The sequence below is a fragment of the Streptomyces sp. OZ13 genome (assembly GCF_052068155.1).
Classification (GTDB): Bacteria; Actinomycetota; Actinomycetes; order Streptomycetales; family Streptomycetaceae; genus Streptomyces.
On sequence record NZ_JBQHCZ010000013.1, the window covers coordinates 109,562 to 120,461 of the forward strand.

General features: G+C 69.4%; 8 protein-coding genes. 3 read left to right on the forward strand and 5 right to left on the reverse strand.

The genetic code is table 11. The features are described 5' to 3' along the window. Positions 1-92: 92 nt before the first annotated feature. A complete protein-coding gene (locus ACTMTU_RS26065) occupies positions 93-2,777 on the forward strand; it encodes a tetratricopeptide repeat protein (RefSeq protein ID WP_441265879.1) in 2,685 nt (894 codons plus the stop codon). 237 nt (positions 2,778-3,014) lie between these two features. Here ACTMTU_RS26065 and ACTMTU_RS26070 read toward each other — a convergent pair whose 3' ends face one another. The 3 genes from ACTMTU_RS26070 to ACTMTU_RS26080 form a co-directional block, all read right to left on the reverse strand. Beyond that, positions 3,015-4,499: a HEPN domain-containing protein gene (locus tag ACTMTU_RS26070; protein WP_441265880.1), complete on the reverse strand. Its 1,485-nt coding sequence runs from the start codon at positions 4,497-4,499 to the stop codon at positions 3,015-3,017. A gap of 346 nt (positions 4,500-4,845) precedes the next feature. After that, the gene (locus tag ACTMTU_RS26075) at positions 4,846-5,091 is read right to left on the reverse strand and encodes a DUF2283 domain-containing protein (protein WP_441265881.1); all 246 of its coding nucleotides are present in this window, start codon (positions 5,089-5,091) and stop codon (positions 4,846-4,848) included. A gap of 422 nt (positions 5,092-5,513) precedes the next feature. Further along, positions 5,514-5,936 carry a secondary thiamine-phosphate synthase enzyme YjbQ gene (locus ACTMTU_RS26080; RefSeq protein WP_441265882.1) on the reverse strand — a complete coding sequence of 141 codons (423 nt, stop codon included), beginning with the start codon at positions 5,934-5,936 and terminating at the stop codon, positions 5,514-5,516. Positions 5,937-6,011: 75 nt separating this feature from the next. Between ACTMTU_RS26080 and ACTMTU_RS26085 the strand changes: the two genes are divergently transcribed. Then, positions 6,012-7,094 (forward strand): NAD(P)-binding domain-containing protein, encoded by a 1,083-nt coding sequence (locus tag ACTMTU_RS26085; protein ID WP_441265883.1) that lies wholly within the window; start codon positions 6,012-6,014, stop codon positions 7,092-7,094. 101 nt (positions 7,095-7,195) lie between these two features. Here ACTMTU_RS26085 and mltG read toward each other — a convergent pair whose 3' ends face one another. After that, a complete protein-coding gene (mltG, locus tag ACTMTU_RS26090; protein WP_441265884.1) occupies positions 7,196-8,065 on the reverse strand; it encodes an endolytic transglycosylase MltG in 870 nt (289 codons plus the stop codon). 410 nt (positions 8,066-8,475) lie between these two features. After that, entirely contained in the window at positions 8,476-10,284 is a 1,809-nt protein-coding gene (locus ACTMTU_RS26095) for an ABC transporter ATP-binding protein (RefSeq protein WP_441265885.1), read from the reverse strand. 86 nt (positions 10,285-10,370) lie between these two features. Here ACTMTU_RS26095 and ACTMTU_RS26100 point away from each other — a divergent pair, with 86 nt between their 5' ends. After that, the gene (locus tag ACTMTU_RS26100; RefSeq protein ID WP_441265886.1) at positions 10,371-10,817 is read left to right on the forward strand and encodes a MarR family winged helix-turn-helix transcriptional regulator; all 447 of its coding nucleotides are present in this window, start codon (positions 10,371-10,373) and stop codon (positions 10,815-10,817) included. Positions 10,818-10,900: the final 83 nt, after the last annotated feature.

A 10,900-nucleotide genomic window follows, 5' to 3' on the forward strand; every position in this document is an offset into this window, starting at 1 on the left:
AGTCTGAGGAGGGGGTGGTCATGAGCCGGCGTAGGACGTCACGGCAGGAACTGAACAGGGCCCGCAGGCGTACCAGTTTCATCGGGCGTCACATGGAGCGTGACTCCTTCCACGCCAATCTGGGCCTCGATCCCGGGGAGGCGAACTACCTCTTCCACGTGCATGGGGTGGCGGGAGTCGGCAAGTCGTCACTGGTACGTCACTGGGAGGAGACCGCCCGAGCCGCCGGTGCCGTGACGGCGATGGTGAGCGAGGATGTCAGCAGCCCCATCGAGGCGATGGAGTCCATCGGCGCGCAGTTCGCTCGGCAGGGGCAGGCGCTCGGCAAGTTCGAGACCGCTGTGGAGCGTTACCGCAAGCACCGGCACGAGGCCGATGCGTCCCTCGCACTCCCTGCGATGGACCGCGAGGGCGGGGCAGCGTCGACGTCCAGCAGGACGGCCGCACAGATCGGGATGGGTGCCCTGAGTCTGACGCCCGTCATCGGCCCCGCCGCGGCCGCACTGGACGTGGAAGTCCTGGCGCGGGGGACTGACCGAATGCGAGCCGCCGTCAGCAGCCGTCTGCGCAACCACCACGACGCCGAACTCGTACTGCATCCCCTGCGTGTACTGACCCCCGTTTTCCTCCAGGGGCTTGCGGATGCGGCCGAAGATCACCCCTGGGTCGTGCTGTTCTTCGACACCTGGGAGCGCACCGAGCCCTTCCTCGACGCCTGGCTGCGCGGCATGGTGTTGAACGACGACCAGGGTGATCTGCCGGTGAACGTGATCGTCGTCATCTCGGGCCAGGCGGCCCCGACCGCCCGCGAGTGGGCCGAATACCGTGACCTGATCGTGGACATACGGTTGGAGGTCTTCACGGAGGCAGAGGCCCGTGCGCTGCTCAGCGCTCGAGGAGTGACGGACGAGGCGGTGGTGGCCACCATCCTGCGCATGTCCGGTCGACTCCCCGTCCTCCTGGACACTCTCGCCCGTGTTCATCCGTCAGGCCCGGACTCCCTGGACGACCCCTCCGAAACCGCGGTCCAGCGCTTCCTCCACTGGGTGAGCGACCCGCATCAGCGCGCTGCCGTCCTCGCGTGTGCTCTGCCCCTCCAACTCGACGAAGACATCTATCGCACCGTGGCCCCGCAGGAGACCGCTGATCAGTACGCGTGGTTACGCGGCCTCCCCTTCGTGTCCGGTCAGGGCGGTCGCTGCCGCTATCACGACGTAGTACGCACCAGCATGCTCCGGCTCCAGCGCACCCGGTCCCCGCTCGACTGGTCCGAACGCCATATCCGCCTTGCCGACACCCATGCCCGTTGGCGTGCCGACCTCGAAGACGGACTCGCTCCCGACAAACGCTGGTCGGACAGCGCCTGGCGCGAGCATCGGCTGAACGAGACCTACCACCGTCTCTGCGCCTCTCCCCAATTCCTTGCGTCAGCTCTCGAAGAAGCAGTCGAGGCATGCTCAGAAGGGCTGCCCACTCTTCGCCGGTGGGCCGATACCCTCACCCGCGCCGGGAATGACACCGACACGTTCTCCCTGACCACCTGGGGCCAACGCCTCGAAGCCGCAAGCGCGCGCGGACCCGGCCTGGCAAGCGTCCTCACCGAACTGCTCGCCTCAGCCTCGCTGGGAACCACTGCACGCGCCCACGCCCACCTCCTGCGCGGCCGGCAATTCTTCCGGGCCGCTCACCCCGAGGGCGCTCTGACAGACTTCACTGCAGCACACGATCTCGCCCCGACACTTGTGGCGGCCACCACCGACCGAGGCACCGCATTCGCATGGTTGGGGCGATTCGACGAGGCTGTCACCGACTTCGACCGCGCCATCGGACTCGACCCCGGCAACGCCTGGATCGTCACCCGCCGCGGAGTGGTACAGCGGCTGGCCGGCCGCTACGACCGGGCCATCGCCGATTTCGACCGCGCCATCGAACTCGACCCCGGCGACGCCTGGGTCATCGCCCACCGCGGGGTGGCACAGCGGCTGGCGGGCCGCTACGACCGGGCCATCGCCGACCTCAGCCACGCCATCGAGCTCAACCCCCGCTATGCCTGGGCCATCGCCAGCCGGGGCGAGGTGTATCGGCTGGTCGGCCAGTACGACCGTGCCCTCGCCGACCTCAGCCACGCCATCGAATGTGAACCTGGCGTCTGGGCCATGACCTACCGGGGCGAGGTGCACCGGCTGGCCGGGCGCCACGACCAAACCGTCACCGACTTCGACCAGGCCGTCGAACTCGACCCCGACTATCCATGGGCCGTCGCCAACCGGGGGGTGACGTACCGGCTGTTGGGCCAGTACGACCGTGCCATCACCGACCTCAACCACGCCATCGAGCTCAACCCCCGCTACGCCTGGGCCATCGCCAACCGTGGCTCGGTGCACCGGCTGGCAGGCCGCCACGGTCCAGCACGCAGAGACATCGAGCAAGCACTCGTCATCGCACCGGAGAGGGCGGACTATCTCCTGCAGAAAGCGGTGCTCATCAGCCAGGTCGACGGGGTTCCGGCTGCGGCCGACACCTGGCGACAGCTGGCTCGGTGCTCGATGGACTCCAGCGATCAGCACGAGTTGCTCTCGCTCTTCCTGGCCGCCCTCTCGGCGGGGAGGTCGGATGAAGCGAACACCGCGTTCCACCAGTTCATCAGCCGGCGCCCCGACTCCAGCACCACTACCGACGCGTTGCAGTACCTGCACGAACTCGCTGCCTGCCCCGGCGTGGCCCAGGACGGTATCGACCGCTACCGTCGCACGCTCGCGAACCGGTTGGGCAGGTGACCCGAGCCGGGATTCACCGGCTCGCCCGGCCAACCAGCCGGGAGGAGGCCACGAGCTCCTGCCGACCGGAGCGTGAGGGGCACCGAGTCTGGATCCGGGAACGGCCTTCCACCAGGCGTGGCTCCAGATCGAGGCATCGGCCGTCTCGGGCCCCTACGGGGCCCTCGTTGCCACAGCCCGAGCGGAGGCCGGCGCGCAGATGAGCCTCGCCTGGCAGCGAAAGCCGAACGATCCGACTCAGGAGTCCGCCTCGGACGTGCTCAGCCAGTCCCGTGCACTCCTGGCCGCAGCGCGCAACTGCGGGTGGTCACGCACGATCTCTCGTTGCCGTTCGGCCGGCAGCCCAAGTTCGTTCAGCAGATTCAGAATGACCACCGCAGTGGTCACGTCCACAATGGCGATCAGCTCCTCCAGCTCGTGGTTGGGGGTTCGCCCTTCGTGGGCCAGGTCGTTCCGAGCTCGAGTCGTCCGCCTGGCCCACCGGTCCACGTCAGGGACGAGCGTGGACAGCGCCTCTTGGTCGGGGCGGGCCGCGAGTGCGTACAACCGATCCCGAAGTGTCGGGTCATTGCGGAGGGAGCCGCGGATCCGCTTCCTATGCTCCTCGGGCACCTGAGCCAGCATCGCTTCGCGCATCGGTTTGAAATCCTCCGATGGGATTGGCGGTTCGTCGATGTCGAAACCCCGGTGCAGTACCTCGGCCGCTCCCACCGCCGTCAGAAGATTGTTCTCGACGTACCGTGCCGGCGCGTACCGAAGCCCCAGAACCATGTTGGTCGCGGACTGCAGCCGCTCGTGCATATCGCACCAGCGGGGGATGATCTCCTCGAAGGGTAGAGCCTCGCACGTGAAGAACACACGGTGATGAGCGGCTGCCTTCGCATCGTGCTTCCCTACCACAAAGGGCGAGTACAGCACGTCGACATTCCGCCCCAGCCGCAGCCCGCTGGCCTCCGACACAGCATTGTCCGGGGCCAGTTTCAGGCGTACCCAGATCATGCCTGCAGCACGATGAGTGGCAAGGGCGATCAGGTCTTGTATCAACCGGGCATAGCCAATCGCAACACTCAGTGAGGACGCCTCGCGCCGGGTGACCCGCATGTACGCGGTATCACGCATGCGACCAACGGTTCCGCCCCTGCGCTGGTCGAAGAACGGCAGCGTGTGGCGGTGCGCGAGCGTGAACTCAGTCCCGTCGACTTCGACCGACCGCACCTCCACGGGCTTGACGGAGATGGTGCCACTCCCATCATGACGTCCGCCGGGCGCACCCAGGAAGCCCTCGAACACTGACGATGCCGCCCAATGCCCGAGGTCCTCCACCGACACCTCTGTTGTGGAGAACACCGCCTCGTCTGCACCACTGACGTGCGCCCCGATGAGTGCCGTCGTTGCCACGACGGTCTGTTTGTCGGGGGTCTTTACCCGCGCACCGAAGGTCCGCCGGCCACCGTTTGGAAAACAGCCGAAGAGGCTGATCTCGCACTGATCGGCGGCACCATGGATCACACCCCACGTTCGACGGCCCTCATGGACCATCAGCACACCGGGAGCAGGCGTCGTCGTGACTCGATCCTCGAACGCGCCGATCAAAGAGAGTATCAAGCCGCACTCGGGCTCGTAGCGGAGCACGCCTGGCACCTGGTGCCCAGGGTCTTCCGGCAGCCACCAAAGGCCGGCCCACTCGCCTGGCGCGTCGAGATTCAGCGGGTCACTGCCCATCGTGATCACCTTTCCCGTCGTATGGAGCGCTCAGGAGCTCACGCACGGCGCTCTTCCGAACTATTCCTGAGTTGCGTCGCGGGGAAGAAATCAACCGGGGCTGGCGACGAGGCGCAGCTCCGGGCCTTGATTGAACCGCTCCGAATGATGGAGGCTGATGTGCCCCCGCTTGCGTACGGTCGCGTTGCTGGACTCGAGGTGATCGAGGGCGTTGTCCTCATCTCGAACTCGAGGGGTGTGAGCGAGCCGCCCGGACGTCCGCCACACCGTCCGGCTGAGCCTGACGGGGGCGGAGCGGCGGCTGTGGTGCGAGGACCGGGTGACGGCGTGCTCGTCGAGGGACGCCTCACACCTCGCCGGCGTCCAGCCGTCGGGCCGAGTCGAGCACGTGCCGCGGCAGCTTGGAGCGGGCGTCCAGCACCTCGATGCCGATCAGGACGCCCTCCGCGTCGAAATCGAGGTTGATCATCCCGTCGACCGCGACCGGGTCGCAGGGGTACATACGCGCCGACTGCGGGTGCTCCCCCGCGCGGGTGAGATAAATGTAGGCCGCGTTCGCCACCGCGTCGTAGGTGATGTCGACCTCCGCCATGCTCAACCTCCCGGGAGATAGGCCTTCGTCACACCGGTCATCACGGGGTTCACGCTCCCGTCGATGGGCTTGGCGACGAACACCTGGGACTTGGGATCGTAGTAGCCCAACTTGTGCCGGCCGTCGCCCGGCCGGCGCGGTAGTAGGAGAACGGTTCCTTGGCCAGGACCGCCTGGGCGTCCGCGTCCGAGATACTTCGCTGCCGAACGCGCTGGATCGCGTGGGAGGTGAGGCTGTCGGCGGCATCCGCCCGTCCTCGACCTCGTCGATGGTCTGGTAGCTGATGTCGCCGATGCCGTCGCACGTACTCGAGTCGGCGTGTCCGGTGAAGTAGCTGCCGCCGTTGTGCACCAGGGCCGGTGCCGATCCGGCCCGCACGCAGACGGCACCGGCGGCAGCCTCCCCGTCCGCCGCGACACCGGTCAGCCCAGGAAGCTCAGCCTGACCCGGCGGTCCGGGTTGTCCTTGTTGGTGTCGACGAGGCACACGGACTGCCACGTGCCGAGCTCCAGCCGGCCGCCGACCACGGGAAGCGTCGCATGCGGCGGGACCAGGGCGGGGAGCACGTGGTCCCTGCCGTGGCCTCGGCTGCCGTGCCGGTGCTGCCAGCGGTCGTCGGCCGGGAGCAGGGTGTGCAGCGTGGTCAGCAGGTCGTCGTCGCTGCCGGCCCCGGTCTCGATGAGGGCGATACCGGCGGTGGCGTGCGGGACGAAGATGTTGAGCAGGCCGTCGGCCCCGCCCGCGTTCTCGCTGAGGAAGCGCTCGCACTCCCCCGTCAGGTCGGTGACCGCCTCGTCGGAGCCGGTGCTGATGGTCACGGTCTTGGTGGTGAAGGTTCCGGGCATGACCCCATCTTCTCGTCCGCCGGCCGGTGTGGCCCCTGCGGGAAGATCCGCGCCGCCCACCCTGTTGGTAGAAACGTGAACGACTTGGTGGCTCGTGAAGTGGACGTCGTGGTCGTCGGGGCGGGGCAGGCAGGCCTGTCCGCCGCCTATCACCTGCGGCGCGCCGGCCTGCTGCCGGACCGCGACTTCGTCGTGCTCGACCACGCCCCGCGGCCCGGTGGCGCCTGGCAGTTCCGGTGGCCCTCACTCACCTACGGCAAGGTGCACGGAATGCATTCGCTGCCGGGCATGGAACTGACCGGCGCGGACGACGACCGGCCCTCCGCCGACGTGATCGGCGCGTACTTCACGGCATACGAGCAGCGTTTCGGCTTGGCCGTGCACCGGCCCGTCGCGGTCGCGGCCGTCCGCGAAGGGGACGGCGGACGGCTGTCGGTGGAGACCTCGGAAGGCATCTGGTCGACGCGGGCCCTGATCAACGCGACCGGCACCTGGGACCGCCCGTTCTGGCCGCGCTACCCGGGTCAGGAGACCTTCCGCGGGCGGCAGCTGCACACGGCGGACTACCGCGGCCCCGCGGAGTTCGCGGGGAAGCGGGTGATCGTCGTCGGCGGCGGAGCATCAGGGACACAGCATCTGATGGAACTGGCCGAGGTGGCGGCCGGGACGACATGGGTGACACGGCGGCCGCCGGTATTCCGGGACGGCCCGTTCGACGAGGACGCGGGACGGGCGGCGGTCGCACTGGTCGAGGAACGTGTACGGCGCGGACTGCCGCCGCAGAGCGTCGTCTCCGTCACCGGCCTGCCGCTGACCGACGCGGTCCGGCAGGCCCGGCGGAGCGGGGTGCTCGACCGGTTGCCCATGTTCCACCGGATCACACCGTCCGGGGTCGCCTGGGACGACGGCCGGAGCGTCGAAGCCGACGTGATCCTGTGGGCGACCGGCTTTCGCGCGGCGATCGACCATCTCGCGCCACTGCGCCTGCGTGAGCCGGGAGGCGGCATCCGGGTGGACGGCACCCGCGCGGTGCGCGACGCCCGCGTCCACCTCGTCGGCTACGGTCCCTCGGCCTCGACGATCGGCGCGAACCGCGCCGGGCGGGCCGCCGTACGGGAGATCACCCGGCTGCTGGAGAAGGAACCGGCACCCGCCTGACGGGCGCCCCAAGACCTGCGCCCCCATGACCCGCGCCCGCGGGACCTGCGCCTGTACGACCTGCGCCCGCATGACCCGCGCCGTGACGACAGCCCGTCGTCTCAGCCGTCCGTGGCACGCGCCTCTGCCCGTGCGGCGTTGAACTCCGCCACATGCCGCTGATGTTCCTCGTAGCTGCTGGTGAAGCGGGTGTCGCCCGGCTTCACCGTCACGAAGTACAGCCAGTCGCCCGGCGGCGGGGCGACCGCCGCGTGCATCGCGACCTCCCCCGGGTTGCCGATGGGTGAGGGCGGCAGCCCCTGGTTCTCATAGGTGTTGTACGGGCTGCGCAGCCGGGTGTCCGCGGTCGTGGTGTCCACCGTGCTGCGGCCCAGCGCGTAGTTGATCGTCGAGTCCATCTGCAACGGCATGCCCTGGGCGAGCCGGTTGTGGATGACGCGGGCCACCTTGCCCATGTCGTCGGCGGTGTCGGCCTCGGCCTGCACGATGCTGGCGATGTTCACGGCCTGATGCAGAGTCACGCCGTTGCGGCTGATCCCGTCGGCGATGTGCCGGCTGCCGAAACGCTGGTCGGCGGTGTTGACCATGAAGCTGAGCAGCCCGGCCGGGGTACTGGTGGCGTCGTAGGGATAGGTGGCCGGGAAGAGGTAGCCCTCCGGATTGCCGCGGGCCTCGGGCGGGAGCTTCAGCCGCGCCGTCGCGGCCGCCTTTCCGGTGGTTCCCGGCGCGACCTTCAGGGCCTTGTCGATTGCGGCGTACACCTGGGTGGCACGCCGGCCCTCCGGGATGACGAGCTTCTGTTGCGGAGGCGGCGGCGGACGGTGCGGCTCCTCCGGCTCCGGGGTGAGCAGCGGCACCAGGACCGCGGCCGCCGTCACCGCCAAGGCGCCCGCCACCAGCACCAACCGGCCGCGGCGCGTCAGGCGGGGCCGGCGCCTGGACCGTCCCCCCGGTGAGGGCTCGTTCGTCATGCGGGCACGCTAACCCGGTCCTCCGTCCGTTCCCGGGAGCCGGCGTCCGACGGCACGTCAACTCGTCGGCCACCGAACCGGCACGAACAAACGAACGCTCGCGCGGGTGTTCCCCAGAACGTGTGATCGCATGGGTTTCGCCGACGCAACTCCCTTGCGACACAGGATGCTTACGATGCGCAAGCGACGGGCCGCAGACCGCGACGACTGCGCAGTCCCATGATCAGCACCATGCACGAGGAGAAAGCATCACCATGAACCTCATCACCAACCTGCTCGCCGGCGTCGTCCACTTCGTGGGTTGGCTCGTCTGACGGTCGTTCACGACAGGCGCCGCCGCTCCCCGTCCCACGGGAGCGGCGGCGCCGTCGTGTGCGGGGCGGAAGCTCACGGGCGCCGAGCGGCCGCCGTCAGGGCGCGGCAGGGGCCAGTTGGGCGTCCCGGCGGACGAGGGCCGCGTAGCGGCCGTTCCGCTCGAGGAGTTCGCGGTGGCTGCCGCGCTCGGCGATGCGCCCCGCATCGAGCACGACGATCTCGTCCGCGTCCCTGACGGTGGAGAGCCGGTGGGCGATGGTGATCGTCGTGCGCCCCCGCGAGAGGGACTCGATGGCCCGCTGCACCGCGTGCTCGGTCCGTGTGTCGAGTGCGCTGGTCGCCTCGTCGAGGACCAGGACCGGCGGGTCGCGCAGGATGGTGCGGGCGAGGGCGAGCCGCTGCTTCTCGCCGCCGGAGAAGCGGTAGCCCCGCTCGCCGACCAGGGTGTCGTACCCGTCGGGGAGGGAGGCGATGTGGTCGTGGATCTGCGCGGCGCGGGCGGCGGCCTCGAGCTCCTCGTCCGTGGCGTCCGGCTTGGCGAAGCGCAGATTGTCGGCGACGGAGGCATGGAAGAGGTACGTCTCCTGGGAGACGACTCCCACGGCCTGCGAGAGCGTGTCGAAGGCCAGGTCCCGTACGTCGACGCCGTCGATGGTGACCCGGCCGCCGGTGACGTCGTACAGCCGGGGAACCAGATAGCTCAGCGTGGACTTGCCGGAGCCGGTCGGGCCGACCACCGCGAGCGAGCCGCCGGCCGGGACGGTGAGGTCGATGCCGTCGAGGGTGGGCCGCTCCTGCGCGGGGTCGTAGGAGAAGCCGACCTTCTCGAAGCGCACTTCGCCCCGGACCTTGTCGAGCGCCACGGGCTCCGCGGGCTCGGTGATGTCGACGCGCAGGTCGAGATACTCGAAGATCCGCTGGAACAGGGCGAGCGAGGTCTGCATCTGCACCCCGGTGGAGAGCAGACTCACGGCCGGCCGGAACAGGCCCTGCTGGAGCGAGACGAACGCGACGAGCGTGCCGATGGAGATCGCGGGTCCGCCGGTCCGCAGCGCGAAGCCCGCGGCCCAGTAGATGAGAGCCGGCATGGCCGCCATGACGATACCTATGGTCGACATCCGCCATCGGCCGGCCATGCTCGAGCGCACCTCGAGGTCGACCAGGCGCTCCGACTCCTCGGCGAAGGACCTGGTCAGCGAGTCGGCCCTGCCCATGGTGCGGCCGAGGAGAATGCCGCTGACGGACAGGGACTCGGTGACGGTGGCGGCCATCGCGGCCATCTGCTTCTGCCGTTGGGTGGTGATCTTCTTCCGCTCGCGGCCGACCCGCCGGCTGATCCAGACGAACAGCGGCAGCAGGACGAGGGAGACGACGGTGAGCCGCCAGTCCAGGGCGAGCATGGCGACGACGCTGGCGACGACCGCGGTGAGGTTGGAGACCAGGGAGGTGGCCGTCGACGTCACGGTGGCCTGCATGCCGCCGATGTCGTTGGCGATGCGCGACTGGACCTCGCCGGTGCGGGTCCTGGTGAAGAAGGCGAGCGGCATCCGCTGCAGTTGGGCGTAGACGCCGGAGCGCAGATCGTGCATCACCTGCTGGCCCACCGTGGTGGAGATCAGCGTCTGGAGCACGCCGAAGACGCTGGTCATCACGGCGGTGGCGATCATGCCGAGCGCCAGCAGGCTGAGCAGCCCCGTGCGGCCCTGCGGGATCGCGGTGTCGAGGATCTCGCGCAGCAGGAACGGCGAGGCGACGGACACCAGCGACGAGGCGCCGACGAGCAGGCCCACTACGGCGAGCCGGCCGCGGTAGGGCCGGAAGAGCCGCAGGATCCGGCGCACCTCGGCGGGCGGTTGGTCCAGGTCCTTGGGCGGTGGTGTCCAGGTGGTGTGTTCGGGCCGCAATGGTCTCCTCAGTCAGGGATGCGATGAGAGCCTAGCTCATTGTTACCTATACTCACAATGAACAAGGTCCTGATATTGTTCCCGGCATGAGCACCCCCGACGCCGACGGTCTGCTCGCCGAGCAGCTGCTCCGGCTGACCCGCCGGCTCCATCGCAGCCAGAAGCGCCAGCTCCAGTCGGCGGACATAGCGATCACGCCCGCCCAGTCGCGACTGCTGCGCACCGTGGCGCACTACGAAGATCCGCCCCGTATGGCGGATCTGGCGGAGCGTCTCGAGGTGGTCCCCCGTGCCGTCACGAGTCTGGTCGACGGGCTGGAGGCGGGTGGCCGGGTCCGCCGGGTGCCCGACCCGGCCAACCGCCGGGTCACCCGGATCGAGTTGACCGACACGGGCCGCGCCACGCTGCGCGCCCTGCGCGACGCGCGCCGCGCGGCGGCGGAGGACGTGCTCGCCCCCCTCACCACGGAGCAGCGCGAAACCCTCGCCGGCCTGCTGTCCGCCCTGGTCGACAGCCCCGGACCGCGCTGCTGACCCACCGGCACCGGAGCCCGGAGCGCCGGGATAAATCGTTTGCTGCCGCCCGTCCCGGGGCGGGAGGCTGGCAGATCTGTGCC